The 21,258-nt window shown below is 45.6% G+C and carries 5 protein-coding genes; 3 read left to right on the top strand and 2 right to left on the bottom strand.

The window, feature by feature from the left end:
* Positions 1-16: 16 nt before the first annotated feature.
* Positions 17-1,390: a TAXI family TRAP transporter solute-binding subunit gene (locus tag ICN10_RS00245; protein ID WP_216211105.1), complete on the top strand. Its 1,374-nt coding sequence runs from the start codon at positions 17-19 to the stop codon at positions 1,388-1,390.
* An 11-nt stretch (positions 1,391-1,401) separates the two neighbouring features.
* Here the strand turns inward: ICN10_RS00245 and nadC are convergent, their stop codons facing one another.
* The gene (nadC, locus tag ICN10_RS00240) at positions 1,402-2,259 is read right to left on the bottom strand and encodes a carboxylating nicotinate-nucleotide diphosphorylase (protein WP_216211103.1); all 858 of its coding nucleotides are present in this window, start codon (positions 2,257-2,259) and stop codon (positions 1,402-1,404) included.
* Positions 2,260-2,266: 7 nt separating this feature from the next.
* Complete coding sequence (nadA, locus tag ICN10_RS00235) at positions 2,267-3,394, bottom strand: quinolinate synthase NadA (RefSeq protein WP_216211101.1); 1,128 nt, start codon at positions 3,392-3,394, stop codon at positions 2,267-2,269.
* A gap of 170 nt (positions 3,395-3,564) precedes the next feature.
* On the opposite strand from nadA, the gene ICN10_RS00230 reads away from it, so the two are divergent.
* Both ICN10_RS00230 and ICN10_RS00225 read left to right on the top strand, forming a co-directional pair.
* Positions 3,565-5,352 (top strand): ShlB/FhaC/HecB family hemolysin secretion/activation protein, encoded by a 1,788-nt coding sequence (locus ICN10_RS00230; RefSeq protein ID WP_216211098.1) that lies wholly within the window; start codon positions 3,565-3,567, stop codon positions 5,350-5,352.
* Between the two features lie 204 nt (positions 5,353-5,556).
* Positions 5,557-21,237, top strand: coding sequence for an S-layer family protein (locus ICN10_RS00225; protein ID WP_216211094.1), 15,681 nt, complete (start codon positions 5,557-5,559; stop codon positions 21,235-21,237).
* The last annotated feature ends 21 nt before the right edge of the window (positions 21,238-21,258 follow it).

Raw genomic sequence — 21,258 nt, 5'->3', positions numbered from 1 at the left:
TCTTAAGAGGAATTTCATGGCCAGCTTTAAAGAGGAAGTCTACGAACATATCTCGGCGGTATATCAAACTGCCGCAGATGAAATTAAGAATGGCCTCAGCTTAATTAAAGAAGTGTGGCCTCTCATCTTTTTATTACTTCTTGCTCTAACGATTCTCATCTGGTTTGCTAAACCCGCGCCACCCGATAAGGTATTAATGGCAACGGGTACTGGTGGATCCTACAAGGTCTTGGGTGAAAAATATAAAGCCTATTTTGAGAAAAGAGGTATCGATCTCAAGTTGGTGGAAACGCATGGCTCCAAAGAAAATCTTCAGCACTTAATCGATCGCAAAGACCCTATTCAAGCGGCTTTTGTACAGGGTGGCATGATTGCCGTAGACAACTTATCTGGTGTGGAATCTTTGGGTAGCGTTGATTATGAGCCCGTATGGATTTTTTACCGCAAGAACACTTTCAATGAAGGCATTCATGTTTCTGATCGAGATATTGCCAAGCTCAGAATCAATATTGGAGCCATTGGTAGCGGTACTCATGCTCAAGCAGTCAGTATTCTGAAGCAAAATCATCTCACTCCTTCGGCACCTAATTTATTGAGTATGAATAATGCCGATGCAGTTAGCGCCATTGAGCGGGGAGAAATTGATGCTGTATTTTTGGTTGACGGCTATGAATCGCCCAACGTACAAAGACTGATTAAAAACCCGAATATTCGCTTGGTGACGTTTAGTCGGGCAGATGCTTACACGCGTCTACTGCCATATTTTGAAGAGTTGGGAGTGCCTATGGGTGGGTTTGATCTGGGAAAAAACATACCAGACCACCCAATTCAGTTGATTTCCACAACGACAAATCTGTTGATTGATGATCGCCTGCATCCAGCGATTCAGGTCTTATTCTTAGAGGCCGCAAAAGAAATCAATGGAGCAAAATCGTATTTCTCAAGAGCGGGGGAGTTCCCTGTCTATATGAATACGGAAGCACCGCTGAGCAATGAAGCAAAGTTCTTCTATGAAAAAGGTACGCCAACTTTGATGAAGTATTTGCCATTTTGGCTGGCAGAGTTTTTGGAGCGGATGTTTTTCCTCTTGCTTCCTTTCGCAGCTTTTGCATATCCGATTATTAAATCAATTCCAAGCTATAGGACTAACTTGGCTAAGAAGCAGATCAATTCAATCTATAAAGAGTTGGATAATTTTGAGCAGAACACGATTCAAACTTTTGATCCTAATCGTCGAGGCGAATATATTGAAGTGCTCAATGATATGGAGCGAAGGGTGCTTGCCTCTAAAGCAGCCAAGCTAGCTACTGCTGACTGCTATAGCCTAAGAAACAATATTGAATTTATTCGCAATGCCCTTGAGAAGCAGGTTATTTATAAGGGTAGGTGAAGTTAAATAATTTAGCTCAATATCCTCATTGAAAAATCCACCGCATTCACATCCTTGGTTAGCTTACCAAGAGAGATGCGGTCAACACCAGTGCTCGCAATGGCGCGCATTTGGTCTAAGTTGATGCCGCCAGAAGCTTCTAGCAAAGCACGGCCGGCGGTAATGGCAACAGCTTGCTTCATTTGTTCGGTATTGAAGTTGTCGATCAAGATACTTTTTGCTCCAGCCGCTAAAGCTTCTTCCAGCTCAGCAAAGTTTTCTACTTCAATCTGAATGTCCACCCCAGCATTGAGTGCTTGAGCATTTTTCAGTGCGGCTGTGACGCTGCCAGCAGCAGCAATATGGTTTTCTTTAATGAGAATGCCGTGCCATAGCGCCAAGCGTTGATTTTTACCGCCGCCTACTAATACCGCGTACTTCTGAGCCTGACGCAATCCAGGAATGGTTTTGCGAGTATCTAAAACAGCACAACCTTTAGGGTTTGGGCTGGCGCCAGCGATAGCATCAACATGCTGACGCGTAATGCTGGCCGCCCAAGAAAGCGTTTGTAAGAAATTAATGCAGGTACGCTCAGCAGAGAGTAGGGCTTGAGAGTCAGCTTCAATATCGCAAACCTTGGTGTCGGGCTTCATTAAATCGCCCTCAAGGTAATGCCAAGTAACTTTGGCATTAGAGTCGAGCTTCTTGAGCGTGCCTTCAAACCAATCTACGCCGCAAAGTACTGCTTCCTGACGAACAATGAGCTGAGCCTTTACCGGCTTACTAGGAACAAGCTTTGCTGTCCAATCGCCAGTGCCAATATCTTCCATGAGCGCATCATGAATATTGCGTTGACGGGCTTGTTCTAAGGTTTCGTTGTAATCAAACATATAAAAATTAAGCAGCGCCAATATTTTTTACAAAACCATGTTGCGCTTTGGCTAATAGGTCAGGATGATTTTTAGTGAAATCAAGCATGCGCTCGATACAACCTAATGCCTCAACTCGAATAGGCTCTTCGATAAAGATTTCACCAGAAGCATTCTCTAAGCAATCCAAAATTCCTTGCAAGCCATTCATGGCCATCCATGGGCAGTGTGCACAACTTTTACAGGTTGCACTATTACCAGCAGTTGGCGCTTCAATCAGTTTCTTATTAGGGGCTAACTGACGCATGCGATGCAAGATGCCCTTATCAGTAGCAACAATGTATTCAGTTGCAGAGCCTTCTACGACAGCTTTAATCATGGCAGAGGTAGAGCCCACAACGTCTGCAAGGTCGACTACTGCTTGTGGCGATTCAGGGTGAACCAAGATCATGGCATTAGGATGGGTCGCCTTTAAAAGCTCAAGCTCCACTGCTTTAAATTCGTCATGAACAATACAAGCGCCATTCCAAAGCAACATATCTGCGCCAGTTTGATCTTGAATGTAACGACCAAGGTGGCGATCTGGTGCCCACAGAATTTTTTTGCCTTCAACTTTGAGTTGATGAACAATCGCCAAAGCGCATGAGCTTGTGACCATCCAATCAGCCTGTGCTTTTACTGCTGCACTGGTATTTGCATAAACAACGACAGTGCGATCCAGATGCAAAGCACGAAATTTGGCAAAGTCACCAGCATCGCAACCTAAATCGAGAGAGCAGGTTGCATCCAAGTCAGGCATGAACACGCGTTTTTCTGGACTGAGAATTTTTGCTGTTTCACCCATGAAGCGCACACCAGCAACAATTAAATTCTTAGCAGCGTGATTTTTTCCAAAGCGTGCCATCTCTAAAGAGTCAGCAACATAGCCACCAGTCTCCATTGCCAAGTCTTGAATATCACCATCGACGTAGTAGTGGGCAACTAAGGTTGCGTCCTTTTCAATCAAAAGCTGTTTGATCCGGGCAATAGCGCTGGCTTTATTTGCCCCATGGAGTTGAGGGGGCGTCTTGGCCCAAGCTTGGGCGGTACAGGTAGCACCAGCAGCATCCTGCTGGGGGTAGTCAAAGGAAATGGGGGTGCTTACAGTTGAATTCATACGAAATCTTAATCGAGACTCGCTATTTTCGTCGGATTTATCAGGCCCTCTCTAAATCTTGTTTATTACCTCTAGAGCTAATGGGAATTTTCTCTATAAACCAGTAAATTTATGCATTATTTATCAAGAACTTAGCAGCTTTAAGATCTTATTTAGGCGCACATATCCTGATGTCCCAGATTCAAATTCTCAGCACAAGAAAAAGTCTTCTTGCCTTAACGGCGATTACCTTAATTTATTCAGCTCCTGTTTTGGCTCAAGTCGACGCCGGCGCATTACAACAAGGGCTTGAAAAGCAATTACCCTTACCGTCACCTTTGGCCTTGCCTGAGCCAGAGCGTGGTGCAGCAGGCCCAACTGGGCAAGCTAAAGAAGGTCAGGTGCGCTTTGAAGTGAAGAGCTTTGAGCTAGAGGGCGTCAAAATTCTGCCTGAAGCCGAGGTGCAAGGGCTCTTGAAAGCCTGGATAGGCAAGCCAGTTAGCTTTGAAGACTTGCAAAGCGCTTGTGATGCGATTGCCGAGCTATATCGTAAGAAGGGCTACACCGTACAGGCGATCTTACCCCCGCAAACTATTGCCAATGGTGTTGTGAAGATCCTCATTACAGAAGCAAAGCTGGGTAAGGTGACTGTGGATATGCCGCAAGGTCCAACGCGTTTTGGTAAAGAGCGAGCTGCCGAGTACATAACTTATGGCAATCGTGTGGGTGATCCACTCAATATGCAAAATCTTGAGCGTGCCATCATTATTTTGAATGAAACCCCTGGCGTTATGGCATCTAGCCAGCTAGAGCAGGGTGAAAAAGACGGTGAAGTAGATGTACGTCTTCAGCTCACCCAGCCAAGCATTCTGCAGGGGCGGGTAGAGGCTAATAACTACGGCAGTAGAACTACTGGTGCCAATCAAGGTGTTTTTGCTCTGAGCTTAAATAATCCTGCAGGATATGGCGATTCCATTTCTCTCAATGGCATTGCCTCAGAAGGCTCTCAATATGTTCAAGGAGCCTATTCTTTGCCAGTTTCACCAAATGGATTGCGTTTGGGTCTAGCGGGCACCTTTTTGAACTACAAAAACGTGAGTAATTACGCCTATAACGGCGGAACAGGTGATGCCTGGACAACAGGTTTAAGTGCTGCCTATCCATTGGTTCGTTCGCAGGGTGCAAATTTGAACGGAACCGTCAATTACGACATCAAAAGCTACAACAATCGCAATACTGCGACCAATACTTTGACCTCCGCTTACAACATTAATAATCTATCAGCCGGCCTGTCTGGAAATTTTATTGATGGCTTGGGTTATGGCGCAATTAATACAGGATCAGTCACATTAGTTTTGGGTCATCTGGATATTTTGGGTATAAATCAAAGCGCTTATTTTGGTGCGAGCAACAATTACGGCATGTATTACGTTCCAGATACTAATCCTGCAATTTACCAACCGATTACCCCTTCTAACTTCTTCAAAACTACTTTTTCTGGAAGCAGAACACAAGAGTTAGTTGAGGATGGAACAACGAATTTATACACCGCAATTTCTGGTCAATTTGCATCCGTTAATTTGAATTCTGCAGAGCAGTTTTATTTGGGTGGACCTTATGGAGTTCGTGCATATCCAGTTGCACAATCTGGTGGTTCACAAGGCGGAATTTTCACTGCAGAATTACGTCATAAATTGCAAGAAAAATTAACGATCTCCACCTTCTTTGATGCAGGTGTTGTGCAGCAATACAAGAACATGTATGCGAACTGGCAGGGCGCAACAAATGCAAACAACACATACTCATTAATGGGTGCTGGTGTCGGTATGAAATGGGATTACGAAGGATGGAATATTGCTGCATCTGTTGCGTGGAAAGTAGGACAAAATCCACTCTATAGTCAGACTGGTCAACCAGTGAATACAGATGGCACAACTACCCAACCAAGGGGTTGGATTTCAGGTAGCTACAACTTTTAAGCACCATGCTGGTGAAGGGGTATTTTTTGACCCCTATAAATCAAGGGTTTCAAGCCGTTATCCCTTGAGCTAATTTCACAGAATTATGGTGTTTGGGAAAATTCTGTTTCCGGAAATAACCCAGTAATTTTTGTGATTAAAAGCCTGAAAGAAAGGTCGCTCCTTTCTTCCAAATTCTTGTTGAAAAATTGTTTTGCAGATGCAATGTCTGCAAGAACTGTTGCATTCATTTTTTCAGCAAGTGCAGCGCTATTCTCACAAACTATTTTTGCACAAGCGCCTGCACCAGTAGCAACGCAACCTGCAGTAAATGCACTTCCTACTGGTGGAAAAGTGGTCGCTGGAGCTGCTACGATTTCGCAGACTCAAACTGCTACTTCTGCGACCATGAATGTGAATCAAACTTCACAACGCGCAGTCGTTAATTGGGATAGTTTTAACGTCGGAAAAAATGCCCAAGTTAACTTCAATCAACCGAACCAAAATGCAGTGATTTTGAATCGTGTCACCGGTGGAAATGCATCTGTGATTAACGGTGCGATTAATGCAAACGGTCAAGTAGTTTTGGTAAACCCAAATGGTGTTGCTTTTGGTCGTGGTGCACAAGTAGATGCAGCAAGTGTTGTTGCAAGTACTCTCGATATTTCCAATAAAGAATTTATGGAAGGTAAATCTACCTTCAGAGGAAATGGCAAAGGTACGATTGTTAACGAAGGCAAAATTACTACCAATGTTGAGGGTGGTTACATCGCATTGTTAGCGCCTGAAGTTCGCAATCAAGGTTACTTACTTGCCAAAAAAGGTGGCGGCACAGTTGCCATGGCAGCAGGTGAGCAAATTACCCTCAATTTCCAGAATAATTACCTCATTAGTGTCAAAGTTGATACCGGCACCTATAACGCCCTGATCGAAAACAAGCGCGTTGTTGAGGTAAATGGCGGATTGGTTGTGGTGGCGGCAGGTTCTGCCCACCAACTCATGGCTTCAGTCATCAAAAATACTGGCCGTATCTCAGCCTCGACCGCCGTGAACAACGGTGGCGTGATCGAACTGGTCGCCAATAACGTTACCCAGGCTGGCAAAGTATCAGCGAACAGTCAATCCGCTCAAGGCGGTCAAATCAATATCGTCGGTAATGACATTACAATTGCCCAGAACTCCAAAACCGAAGCTACCGGCGCTACTGGTGGTGGTCAAGTCAATATTGGCTTAGCAAGTACCCAAGTAACTGGCGGCACCCAGGTAAATGCACAAACCCCTGGCGCGCAAACCAACGCTCAGGCTGAAGCAACGATCAAAGCCAACGCACAAGCAGCCTCAAGTGCTAAGCAAATGGCTAGAACCGTGACTATTGAGAAGGATGCGGTTATTGATGCATCAGCGACTAAGGCTGGTAATGGCGGAACAATTGCGATCTGGTCAGAAATCAAGACCACTGTGGCCGGCGTACTCAAATCCACGGGTGGCGCACTCTCAGGTAATGGTGGCTTTATTGAGACCAGCTCCAAAGGGCATGTCAATCTGGCACCGACGGTAAGTGTCAACACTGCCGCAAACAACAAAACAGGAAAATCTGGTACTTGGCTCCTAGACCCAATTGATCTGACGATCGATAGCGCGGCAGCAAACGTCATCTCAGCAGCGCTGAGTAATAACAACGTCACTATTGAAGTCAACGCCAATACCACTGCTTGCCCAAGCTTAGGTGGCTGCACACAAAACGGTAGCGGTAGCTTGACGATTGCTAGTGGGGCGGACATTCTGAAGGCGGGTGGCAACATGACCACCTTGACTCTGAACTCTTCAGGCATCTTTAATCTCAATGCCAACATTAGTGGCCAGAACCTGAGCGTCATTATCAATAGCTCGATTGCCTACCTCAATGTAGGTAGCTCAATCACTGCGAGCGAGGTAACCGTTCAGGCTCAAACCATCTATGCATCAGGCAATATTCAAACCAGCCCGTATAGCTTGGCAAATAACAGCAACAGCCTAGGCAACGCCATTAAGCTTCTAGCGCAGGCTATTTATGTCTCTGGTGGTCTCAGTCTTAATGCCAATCTACCAAGCAACTCAGTGCAGATAGTGACAGTAGGTGGGGTGGCTAAGCGTCCGGATGAGTTGCCAAGCTATCTAACTGCACAGAACACTAATCAAAGTACCAACCTCAACCAGGTCTACTCAGCTACAGCAGCAAATGATGCCAATGCAATCCAGGTGCTCCAGGCAAACCCAGCATCTCAAAGTAATGTCATTTACCTGACTGCAAGCAATCAATTGAGCATCAACCCCACAGCCCAAGTGCTAGCCAATGGCACAACCGGTGGATCGATTTACGCACAAGCCCCAGTCATTAATACTCAAGCGGGTAGTGTGGTGCAAGCCAATGGCAATAATGGCCCCGGTGGAGTGATTGCATTCTCAGGTGACCAAATTACAGTAGCAGGCAATATCGCAGCAAACGGAACTACCGATGGTGGCTCCATTGCGCTCATCGCAAACAATGGCGATCTCACAATGAATAGCGGCACGATTCAGACCAATGGCTCTAATGGACGTGGCGGAAGCATTGGCATCTCCGCAAACAATCACCTCGCTATCACCAGCAGTGCGATCGAAGCAACTGGCTATACCCAAGGTGGAAAAATATTAATAGGCAATGATGCAAAGAACGGCACATTGCCTTTTGCTTTATCTGCCACCCTAGATCAATACTCTAGCCTCAACACAGCCCAACTAGATTCCAATCAGGCTAACCAAAATGGTGGTTTTATAGAAACCTCCGGCCAGACCCTAAGCATGATGGCTAGCATCAATGCAGGTAGGGGTGGCATGTGGCTATTAGATCCAACCAACGTCACGATCAGCACTACAGCAGGTACTTCCACAGGTACAGACCCGCTTCTATTTACCAATCAAACTAACGTCAGTGCTACTCAAATTCAGGACGCCATCAATAACGGTATTAGCGTCCAAATTATTGCTGATGGCGCCATCACTCAAACGGCAAACCTTTCATTCTCAATAGCTTCTGGCAGTAGCGCCAGTTTGACTTTAGATAACAGCAGCGGAACGGCTCAAGCAATTACGCTTACTGGTACCACTACCAATACGGGTGCCGGAGATCTCAATCTCAACTATATTTCTAATGGCCAAATTAAGATTAATGGCGCTATTAATTCGACTAGCACCGGAAAAATTAACGTAGTTGCAAAAACAAACTACGCAACAAATACCTTAACAACTTGCACTGCAGGCGCATGCGCCAGTATCTATAACGGAGCCTCCGGAAGTATTACCACCAAGGGTGGCTATGTTGTGATGGACGCAACTGGAGGATCAGTAAGTGGCACAACGATTACGATTGGATCTATCCAGAATGGCCCCATTTATTTAAATGCAGCTATTAATACAACTACTGCAGGCACATCAGCAAGCGGTAGTGGTGGCAACTTCTCTTTAGCAGCCTCAGCTAACTTAGCAAGCGGAATTGGTTCATTTGAACCTAATGTAGCGACTCTGAATATTGGCGGCAATGCCACTTTCTCGCTGAAGAATTACACCAATGCAAGTTATGGTTTTGTTGTTGCCAGCTATGCAACAACTTCTCCTATCACCGCTTATGGGAATATCGATATCACCAGTATTGGTGTGAGCACCAGTAATACGGGACTCATTTATTTAACTTCTGCCTTAACTTCAACTGCTGGCAACATCACCTTAACAGCAACCTCTACCAATACAAGTGCAACTCTTAATCCTGGTGTCAGTGGAACTGCAACAGGCACCCTTACAGCTAATGCTGGGGCAATTACAGTCACTAGTACATCGAATGCAAGCACAGCTGTATCACTGATCGGTGCAATGTCAGCTAAAAGTATTGCGATTACTGGAACTTCAACTACAGCCGCAACAATTGTTTCTCTGGGTGCAATGACAATTGTTGCTGGTGGTACCGATCTTTCGGTTACGGCAAACAACACTGCTGGTGGCGCTAATACAGGTATCACTCAAACGGGTGCAATTACGGTAAATTCTGATGGTGGCAACATCAGCTTTATTTCCAATAACATCATCAATCAAGCTGGTGCAATCACATTAGCAGCCAATACAAGTGGCACTGCTTCAACAGTTTTGTATGACACCACTGCAGGAGCGAAAACTTCTACGATTACTGCTGGTGCATTAACGGTTTCGTCTGGCTCAACCAGTGCTGTTAATTACATAGTTAAAACCTCGGGCGCTGGCATCGACACTGGCATATTGAATGTACCGGGCTCTGTATTGTTGGATAACTCCTATGGCGGCACCGCAGGAGTAGGGGGCACACCAACATCTGGATACATTACCACTGCAAATTCTGCTACGTTTGCAGGTGCAAGTATTGGTGTTTTGGTTAATGCCGCGATTACTGCTGGTACCGGAATTACGCTAAAGGGAGCTTCATTTACCGGCTGGTATTCAGTGACATTGCAAGCAGCTATTTCAACAGCTACTGGATCAATTGCTATCTCAGGGTCGGGGGTTGATTACGCTGTACATACCGGCAGCTTGGGAACCATCCTCGCTTCTGCTGGCGCAGTGACAATCACAGGCACCTCCACTACTGGCCAAGCAGTGAATCTTGGTGCCCTGGTAACAGGAAATAGCATCACGATTACTGGTACCGGTACAGCCGCAGCAACAATTATGTCCTTGAGTGCCTTAACCATTAATGTAGGTGGCTCAGACCTCACCGTCACGGCCAATAACACCTCGGGTGGTGGCAATACGGGTATTACTCAAACAGGCGCTATTACTGCTAACGCATCTGGTGGAAATATTACCTTTACCTCCAATCATTTGATTAACCAAACCGGTGCAATTGCTTTGGCAGCCAATGTCAGTGGAAATGCAGCAACCGTAACTTATGACACTACTCGTGGCGCCAATACGTCTACGATTACCGGCGGTAATCTGACGATTGGCTCGGGATCGACAAGTGCAATTAATTATGTACAAAAGAGCGCTGGTGCGAACTTAGATCCCGGTGTTATTAATGTGCCAGGAACCATCACTTTAGATAACACTTATGGCTGCACAGGAACGGGTTGCACTCCAGCTAGCGGATACATCGTAGCTTCCAATATCACTTCTGGTCCAAGTGGAGTTGCAGGTGTCACGATTAACGGCGCATTGACTGCTACCGGCAACATCGTTGTTAAAGGTGTTTCCAATGGCAATTACTCAATCTATGGCACTGCAGCTGTCACTTCTTCTGCCGGCAGTATCGCTTGGACTGGTATTGCTACTAATTATGGTATCTATACCGGCAGCTTGGGAACCATCCTCGCTTCTGCTGGCGCAGTGACAATCACAGGCACCTCCACTACTGGCCAAGCAGTGAATCTTGGTGCCCTGGTAACAGGAAATAGCATCACGATTACTGGTACCGGTACAGCCGCAGCAACAATTATGTCCTTGAGTGCCTTAACCATTAATGTAGGTGGCTCAGACCTCACCGTCACGGCCAATAACACCTCGGGTGGTGGCAATACGGGTATTACTCAAACAGGCGCTATTACTGCTAACGCATCTGGTGGAAATATTACCTTTACCTCCAATCATTTGATTAACCAAACCGGTGCAATTGCTTTGGCAGCCAATGTCAGTGGAAATGCAGCAACCGTAACTTATGACACTACGACCGGTACTAAGGCTTCGAGCATTACTTCTGGAACAATCACAATTGGTTCTAGCTCTACTAGCGACATTAATTTTATGATGACCTCACTAGGAAGCGCCATCAATCCTGGTGCGATTGGAACAAGCTCTGCTCGTTTACCAGGCACAGTGACTCTTGATAATACATACGGTGGCGCCACTCCTACTTCAGGCTATATCACAACTAGCAATAACTCCACGCTAGCAACTAGTAGTGTAGGAGCCACTATTAATAATGCGATTTACAGTACTAAGCTTATTAGCGTCAAAGGCATTTCTTATGCATCTCATGGCATTGGTTACAGTGCTGCGATTAATGCAAGTGGTGGAGGAGTAGAGCTGACCGGAACCACCTATAACAGTTATGGTGTCTATACGGCTTCATCACTCGTAACTGGTAACTTCATTACGATTAATGCTAGGGCTAGCGTAGCCGCAACGTATGTTGCCTATCTTGGTCCAATGACTATTAACTCAGGATCAACTGGTGGTGATATTACTATCACCTCGACTGGAACAACGGCTGGAAGTGATGCTGGCATTACTCAAATAGGAGCTATTTCTGCAGTAAATGGTTCTGACATTAGCTTCATTGCCAATAACATCATTGATCAGCGTGGTGCGATTTCAATGGCCGCCAATACAAATGCAGTTTCAACAATCACCTATGACACTACAGGCGGCAATCGTCTTTCTAATATCACTACAGGAGTTGTAACCACGACTGCAGGCTCAACTTATGCAATTAACTATCTGGTTAAATCCGCTGGATCTGCAATTAATGCAAATGATATCTCGGTTCCCGGCTATATCAATATTGATAACACCTATGGATCTGCAAGTGGCGCAAAATTAAGTGGTTATTTAACCGGTGCCAATATCGCTACTAGCAATACAACAGCTTCTATAGGCGTGTTGGTTGGTGGTGTTTTAACTGCTGGTGGCTCACTCACCATAAAAGGGGTCACGGCAAGTAGCTGGGGCATTCAAAATTCTTCATCTACATTAACAGCAGGTTCTGGGGATCTCACGTTAGTTGGTATTGGAGCACATGGGATGTACCAGTTAGGAAGTTTGATTGCTCCGGCTGGAAGCATTTCTGTAAGTGCTTATGCGCTCAGTAGTACATGGGCATATTACGCTCAAGTGGGGTCTCAGAAAAACTATATTGCCTCAGGCAATATTGATCTAGTTGCTTACAGTACATCCTATAGTTCAGGGCTCAATATACAGAATATATTAATGAGAACCACGACTGGTGACATTACATTATCTGCAAGAGGTGGCTTAACTGGTAATGGTTCATCTCATCCGGCCATACATTTGGTGGGAGATGTTATTAGTGCTGGCGGGGACTTCATTATTCAGGGCGCTACTAATACTGGTGGCATAGCTACCGCGTCACCAAGCGCTGCTGCTATGAATACCATGGGTGATACCGGCGTTCATATTACATCCAGTGCGAGTTTGGCTTACGGCGGAACTACCTATACGGGGTATAAGGCGGCTGGAGACATTGTTCTTACTGCATCAACGTCTGGCTCGTATGGATTTTATGTAGCTGCCCCTATTGAATCGACAGCAGGGTCTGTAACACTAACAGGAACTTCAACAGCGGCATATGGTATCTACACAACTAGCACCGGAACTATTACTGGTGTTACCGGGGTGGCGCTATATGGTCGGGGTACATCAGGCAATATTTATACAGCAGCCCTAGTGCGCAACACCGGATCAACAGGCGGCATCATCATTAATGCAACTGGTAATGCCAATATTGGCGCGGTCACTAACTCCGGCGCTGATGGCATTCGGATTACCGGTGGTAATGGTGTTGCTGCTGGCACTACTACTGGTGGCACCATTATTGCCTTAGGTACCGTAACCAATACTGGCGGTGTAGTTGCCCTATCTATGGCGGCGCCTAGAACTGCAAATTCTTATGACGTTGAGGGTGCTGTTGGAATAACTTCTTCTAATGCCTCAACTTCTAATGTTCGTTATAGCGTACAGGGCGGTACATTTACCACTCCAACTACTTACACCAGTGGTAACTACATTGATTACCGATCCGGAACAACTAGTTACACCATTACAGTTTCTCTTGGGGCCAACTATTCAGCTGCTTATGGCACTGCATATACAGATTCCAGCGCCTTGACTTGGTTGCGTAGTAATGCGACCGTTACATTAAGTGCTACGCCTTTCGGTGTCTCAACCGCGGGTATTAAAGATGGCTTGGTATGGAATAGCACTATTGGATCTGCAGGCATTAATGCAAATGCTGTGCAAGCTGGCACTACCATTGTTTCTGCCAATATTTCTGCTGGAACAGGACAGGCCGTTACCTTATCTGGAACCAGTCGCACATACACCATTACTGCAAAAGCACTCACGATTACAAATCTGGCAAGTACGAGTTCTTATGATGCATCCACCACTTACGCATCTCTAGTAAATACAGCAGGATATAGCGTGAGCGGATTGGTAACATCAATCGGCGGTGTTGCAGTAACTGATTCAGTGGCATCCGTTACGCAAACGATTAAGTCTGGCTCGGTAGTAGGTTCTGGCTCCGTAGTATCTGGCGTAGCACAAAATGGTTCATTTAATACTGTGCCTAGCTCTGCAGTTGGGGTGGGGCTTTCTAACTACACAATCACTTACGTTGGTGTGGTTTCTACAGTGAATAAGGCAACATTAACCATTGCAGCGGCTAATGACACGAAAGTCTACGGCAATACCTCTACTACAGCTGGCATTACCTATAGTGCAGGTGCTGCATCTGCTTCTAGTGGGGTAGGGTACTCAATCACATCTGGATCCCTATTTGGGTCCGATACCTTAACTGGAGTAACGCTTACCAGCACGGGTGGCGCAGCAACAACTGCGGTTGGAACAGGTATCTCTATTGTGCCAAGTGCAGCCAGTGGAAGCGGTATTGGAAATTACACTATCACTTATGCCAATGGTGCTATGGCCGTTACTCAACGCCCATTAACAATTACTGCCAGCACACAAAATACGAATTACGGTACATCGTATGCATTGGGAACTAGCTCATTTACTTCTAGTGGTTTAGTCAACAGCGATGCCGTTAGTTCGGTTACGCTCAAATATAGCGGTGCTACAACCGTAGCTGGTACCACCAATGCCGGTACCTATACCAGCGGAATTATTGCCAGCGCTGCTTCAGGTACTGGCTTGAGTAATTACTCTATTAGTTACGTGGCCGGTAATTTGGTAGTTGCCACTAAAGCGCTTACCATCACTGCTAGCGCTCAAAATAGTACCTATGGTAGCGCTTATGCCCTGGGAACTAGTGCATTTACTACAAGTGGTCTGGTGAACAGCGACAGTGTAACGAGTGCGATATTACTCTACAGCGGTAATGCAACTGTTTCACCGACTGTTAATGCTGCGACGTATTCAGCAGGCATTATTCCTAGTGCTGCTAGCGGTGTTGGGCTTTCAAACTATGCCATTAGCTATGTTGCGGGCAATTTAGTGGTTGGTAAAGCCACTCTGACCTTAACGCCTAATGCTGTATCAACAATCTATAACGACACTACATTAAATAACAGCACCTATTCACAGTTGACGTCTAATTACACTTCTTCTGGCTATAAGAATACGGATGTAGCAGCAAACGTACCAGTAACTTTGAGCGGCTCAATGGCGTTTAATGGTAGCGCTACGACAGTCGTTAAAAATGCGGCAACATATGCGCTGACTGTAGGAACATTGGCAGGCACTACTTCCAACGGTAACTACCAGATTGCCTTTGCCAATCCATCTAGTAATGCTTATGTGATTAATCCTGCAACAGTTTCAGTATCTGCCAGCAAAGACTATGATGGCTCTAGAAGTTTTGCAGCTAACCAAGTCACGGTGCTCACTGGCATTGGTACTCAAACGCTGACTCTGAGCGGCTCCGCAAATGCAGATAGCGCTAACGTGGCAAGTGTTTCATCTTTATCTACTGCTGGATTAAGCCTTGGTAACGGTAGCGGCGGCGGTTTAGCGGGTAACTATGTATTACCGACATCAACCTCGAGTGTGGTGATTCGTCCTTTAACAGTAAGCGCTTCTATAGCTGGATCGCCTTCCAAGCAGTACGATACAAACACATCAGCGACCTTAGTTTCAGGCAATTTCTCTCTAGCAGGTTTTATAACAGGTGAGGGCGCCACAGTTACTCAGACCGTTGGCGTATACAACTCAGCTAATGCAAGCACTAATACGGCTTATTCTCCAGCTAGTACCGTCACCGCTTCATTGATCCCAAGTCATTTCACAGCAGATACTGGAACAGTCCTCAGTAACTACGTATTACCAACCGGTGCTACTGGTGCAGGTGTAATAACAGCAGCACCCCTAACGGTAAGCGCAAATTCATATGCAGGATTTGCTGGACAGGCACCGGCGAGTTTTGATGGAACCGTATCCGGTGCCAAGGGTGCCGATGCCATTACTGTAAACGTCACTCAAAGCTCAACTGCTACTAACGGGGTCTATACATTAACTCCGGCAGCAGTCATGAGTGCATCAATCGTTGGCAACTACGGAACACCAACAGTAGTTACTGGAACATATACTGAGGCGCTACCATATCAACTGGTAGTTACTGCTGCAAACTCCACGAACACATATGGTTCTATTAGTGGCACCTCTACCGCAAATACACCAGTAAATCTTATGGCTCAATATTGCACAGTAAGTAGTGGTAGCTGCGCCGGAAATATTATTACCTTGAGCCTTACAGCGCCAAGTGCAACAGTCTCTCAAATTACCACCTCTTCAGTAACGACTCCAACTTGGGTAGCCACTGATTCCGCATTAAATACTTATAGTCTTAAGGCGACCTCGGATACTACTCTGGGTTTTAGTGCTGGAAATTATTTAAATGTTGGCAATTACATCTTTACGCCTACAGGTCAAGCAAATGCCACGATTTCAGGATCTACATTGCCAGTGATTTATATCCCTGGTACAGCTACTGTGTCACCGCTTAATGTTACGGCGGCCAATAATTCAACGCCAACGAAGGTTTATGACGCTACAGTAGCGCTGACAAACGGTATTAGCCTTACTCCTTCGAATAAATTAGCAGGTGATGTATTGAGCTTGTCTGGTGCTGGCGTGTATTCCAACAAGAATGTCGGTACTACGAATTACACCATTACTAGTGTGAGCTTAAGTGGAGCGGATGCTGCGAACTACCGCTACACTGCTGGCAATATCGCTGGTACTAATGGATCAATTACTCCAGCCCCAATTACCATTAGTGGCTTATCGGCAGCTAATAAAACTTATGATGCTGGATTCACTGCCGTGATTAGTGGAACAGCTAGTGCAGTAGGTGCTTTAGGTGGGGACGTAGTAGGCGTTACTGGTAACGCAACTACTGGTACTTTTACTTCAGCCAATGCTGGCAGTGGAATTGTTGTTACACCAGTTCTTTCAGGTTTAAGCTTAAGCGATACTAATTATGAAATTAATGGAGTAACCACTCCATTAACAGCCAATATTAGTGCAGCCCCAGTAACGGCAACAATTAATCGTCCTTATGACGGCACTACTTCTGTTGCCAATGCCAATATAGCAATTACTGGTGTTTCAGGTCAGACATTAACTTTGGCTACCGGCACGGCTACTTTGACCAATCCGAATGTTGGATCTGCTGGATTATCTAGTCTAAATGGAGCAACATTAGCTGATGGTACTGGCTTGGCCACCAACTACACGCTGACTAACCCAACAGGCATTGTCAACATTACGCCAGCATCTATCAGCGTTACTTCAAGTAATGCAGCCAAGGTCTACGACGCTACAACTGCAGTAACAAGTGCAACCACAGTCCCAGTTGCTACATTGTCAGCTGGAACTCTCTATACCAATACTGCAACTGGTGACGTGGATGCACTCTCAGGTGGTTCATTTGAGTACTTAACCAGCGGAGTAGGCAACGGCAATAAATCGGTTTCTGTTAATAGTGTTGGCGTATTGAACGGTAGCAGTAATGCGGCAGCCAATTACAGCATTACCTATGTAGATAACACCACAAGCACAATTACTCCTGCACCAATAACCATCAGCGGCTTAACTGCAAGTAATAAGCAATATGACACTGGCCTTGTGGCGGTTGTGTCGGGAACCGCAACTGCAAATGGTACTCTGGGTGCAGATTCTGTGGCTGTGCTTGGCAGTGCAACAGTCGGAAGTTTTGCTTCGGCTAACGTGGGAACAGGAATTGCAGTTACTCCAGTATTGTCGGGCTTAAGCCTCAGTAATGCTAACTACCAAATTACAGGCGTATCTAGCGCATTAAGTGCAAACATTACGGCTGCTCCAGTAACAATCAGTGGAATTACTGCAGCAAATAAAACCTATGACACTGGTACGGCTGCAACCATTTCTGGTTCACCTATTGCCGATGGTGTTCTTGGGGCAGATGTTGTAACTGTTGCTGGCAGTGTTACGGCCGGCTCTTTTGCATCGGCTAATGTTGGTACGGGAATTGTTGTAACACCAACTATATCTGGCTTGAGTTTAAGTAATGCCAACTACCAAATCACTGGTCTTACCAACTCGATTACTGCCAATATCACTGCAGCTCCAGTAACAGTTACCGCAGATAATCAAAGCACTATTTATGGAACACCTTTAAGTCTTGGTACAGCAAGCTTTACCGTCACAGGTTTATTGGGTAGTGATGCAATCTCAGGGGTAACTCTGACTCAGCAGGGCAATACTACAGTTCCTGGTACTCAGAATGCTGGCACTTATTCTGGCGCAGTAAACGGCATCTTGCCAAGCGCTGCTAGTGGAACCAATTTAAGCAACTATCAAATTACCTACACTCCAGGAACATTGGCAATTGCCAGAAAAGCGATCAATCTGGTTGCGGATAATGCATCGATGACCTATGCCGATACTAGCTTGCCAACGCTTTCGTATCAAACGGTTTCTGGATTGGTTAATGGCGATCAAATGAGTGGTGTATTGGCAACCACTGCAACACCATGGACTACAGCGGGATCAGCCTCTAACATCGGTTCTTATTACATTACCCAAGGTACTGTTACAGCAGGGTCTAACTACGACATTACTTATACCCGCGCGTCTCTTACGGTAAACCCAGCCAACTTATATGTCACTGCAGAAAACCAAACAACGACTTACGGATCATTGTTGGTATTGCCCCAATCGGGTTCTGCGGCATATTCTGTTGCAGGCTTGAGAAATGACGACTCAGTGAGCTCAGCTACCGTCCTTTATAACGGCAATCAGACCATACCAGCAACAACCAATGCAGGTCTCTATGCGGCTTCTATCAGTATTTCTGATGTAAATGGCATTCGATTAGGTAATTACAATGTTGGCTATACATCTGGGGATCTTACAGTTGCAAAAGCATTGTTGACTGTAACGGCTGTAGATAGCGCTAAGTTTGTTGGTACTTCAGATCCATCAGGTTTTAGTGGCGTCATGTACAGCGGCTTTAAAAATGCAGATTCAGATACGAGTGGCGCATTGGGTTCCGCTGTTGTATCGGTTAGCAGAAATAATTCCTCTTCCAACAATGCAGGTGTATACGGTGATGTATTAGTGCCTAACGTTTCAACAAGCTTGCAAAACTATAACGTTGGTTACGTTAATGGCAAGTTCACTATTGTTGGTGCTAATGAATTGCTGGTGCAAGTTGGCTCGAATACTACAGCTTATGGCACGCCAGCAAGCTATAGCGCTGGTGCTATGACTGTTTCCTACTGCACTGATTGTGCTATTGGTGTTTCATCACCCAATATCATTTCAATTATTGGTGCCGATATCACTGCATCAGGATCTGCAGTTACTGTAGTTACTGGTAATACAACTGGTTCATTTACAGTTAGTCCTGTAAATCCCACTATGAATGCAGCTGGCACACAAATTGGCGTAGGCAGCTATGGTTTAAGAGCGACCTCAACTGATATCTCTACATCGCCTCCAGGTGGAACGCCAAACTTTAATGCGATCTACGTTGTAGGGGGCTTAAACGTTACACCACTGCAATTAACTTACGCTGATCTTGGCATCTCTGGTTTAAGTCAGGTATACAACGGCACAGTCAATATGACTAATTTAGGTATTACTGCAACTTCTGGAATTCTTCCTGGGGATGCGGTTTCTGTTTTAGCAAGTGGAACATTTGCAAGTAAGAACGTGGGAATTAATATTCCTTATACCGTTGCAATTGGCTTAACAGGTCAAGATGCATCTAATTACCAAATAAATAATTCGACTCCTTTAGCTGGTACAAATGGTGTCATCACTCAGCTTAATTCGGTTACCTATACTGGACCTACCACTGGGGGTAGTTGGTCTAATCCAGCCAATTGGACAACAACCGACACAATCGGCGCAAATCGAGTTCAAACAGGCGCAATTCCGGATTTATCCAATGTGGCGAATGTAATTCTGCCGACTGGCTATAGCGTTATTTACGATGACTCAGTGCAAGGTCCAGTGACCTCGGCTGTAGCAAATAGCGGTAATCTAAATTTCAACCTTAGTTCTGCAAATGTGATACCTATGGCTATTAGTGGAGCAGGTAGCGTAACCATTTCTAATGCAGGCGCCATTACATTGACCGGTAATAGCTCATTTACTGGCGGCACAAATATAGGGGCAGGCACAAGTTTGATTGCTGGATCAAATAATGCATTGGGTTCTGGCTTGGTTAATTCTTCAGGCACTGCCGCAAGTCCCGCTAATTTTTCGACAACTTCAGGCATCACCATGCCGGCTCTCTCAATTGTTGGTGGCACAACAGCTATTCTGAGCGACATTTCTACGGCAGGTGCACAAAGTTATAGCGGCAACCTCATTATTGGCACATCAGGTACAGGCACAACTACATTCCAAAGCGCTAATTCAAATATTTTGATTGATGCCACCATTAATGGCGCAGTCAACAAAGCTGAGTCATTGGTGATTAATGCAGGCACGGGCATTGTAACCCTGGGCGATAGTACTGGTAATGCAGCGCGCTTGAATAACTTCACCATTACTGGTTCTCGAATTAATATCTTGGCTGATATCCTAACTGCTGTGACGCAAACCTATAACGGAGCAGTATATATTGGCGATGCTAGCTACCTAGGGCGCACCCCTTCAGTCGGTTTCCTATACACAGATAATTACAGAGGTTACTTCCAGTATGTTGCTGGTTCAGGTGTGCGATCTAGCACGATAAGCTATTTGGACTCAAATCCAATTTACGTTCGGACCATGATTTCTGAGGATCCAAGCATTACATATAACGGCACAGTAAATGACACGGTTGCCAATACGCATACCCTATTGGTGGCTGCCATTGCGCCTACAGCCATTCCTTATAGCAGCGGATATGCTGTGGTCAATTCTGGTGCCACCATTAGCTTTAATGCTCCGGTTGGCTCTAGCGCACCTCTGTACAGCCTGAATGCGCAAACAGTGGTAAATAATTCCCAAGTGGGAGCTGCAAATTCTTATATTGGCACTGTTAATTTGATAGATAGCGTAGCTACCTATTCTGATCAAACATATCGCGCTAACTTAATGAATGCACAATCAAGCGCTGCACCTGCTACAGTCACTTTCTCCGTTTGGGATCCAGCTGCTAATGTGAGCTTTAATCTTCCTGAGCAGTCTGTTGCCAATAGTGGGTGCTCATCTAATTGTGGTCAGATCAACCTACAAAATCCAGGCAGCTTAGATAGTCTAGTAATTAATGGCTCAAGCAATTTTGCCTTGGATGCCAACTTAACTGGGGTTAATAACTGGGGAAATCAATTTACCAGTGCAAACGCTTTGGGTTATCTTGCTCCCACCACAACGCCGCCAGCACCTACGCCAACGATTACAGCTGCTGAGCCAGCTCCAGCATTAAATACGCCTTTGGTCCTGGCTAGCTATATTCCGCGAGAGGGTGTTGCAGCAGGTGCGTTGCGTGAAGTGATTGATTTCCATGCTGATCAGGTTCAATATGCGGCAAATAGCCGTTCTTTCGGCGGTGTTTCTGTTAGCACGCCTGAAGATACTGAGGTGATTTCCTCCAAATCAGGTAAATCAAAGGGTAAGTCATTGGATGAAGCAAGCACTACCAATATTTGCACGGTGGACCAGAGCGGAAACACCAAGTGCGAAGAGGATTAATTCTGTAGTAATTCAGCGTTA

It is taken from the genome of Polynucleobacter sp. 86C-FISCH, from assembly GCF_018882415.1.
Classification (GTDB): Bacteria; Pseudomonadota; Gammaproteobacteria; order Burkholderiales; family Burkholderiaceae; genus Polynucleobacter.
The sequence above is the reverse complement of the archived record's forward strand: the minus strand, read 5'-3'. Positions and strand labels throughout refer to the sequence as shown.

Coding starts and splice junctions, on each gene's coding strand:
- ICN10_RS00225 (WP_216211094.1), top strand. CDS start 5,557: ATGTCTGCAAGAACTGTTGCATTCATTTTTTCAGCAAGTGCAGCGCTA.
- nadA (WP_216211101.1), bottom strand. CDS start 3,394: ATGAATTCAACTGTAAGCACCCCCATTTCCTTTGACTACCCCCAGCAG.
- ICN10_RS00230 (WP_216211098.1), top strand. CDS start 3,565: ATGTCCCAGATTCAAATTCTCAGCACAAGAAAAAGTCTTCTTGCCTTA.
- ICN10_RS00245 (WP_216211105.1), top strand. CDS start 17: ATGGCCAGCTTTAAAGAGGAAGTCTACGAACATATCTCGGCGGTATAT.
- nadC (WP_216211103.1), bottom strand. CDS start 2,259: ATGTTTGATTACAACGAAACCTTAGAACAAGCCCGTCAACGCAATATT.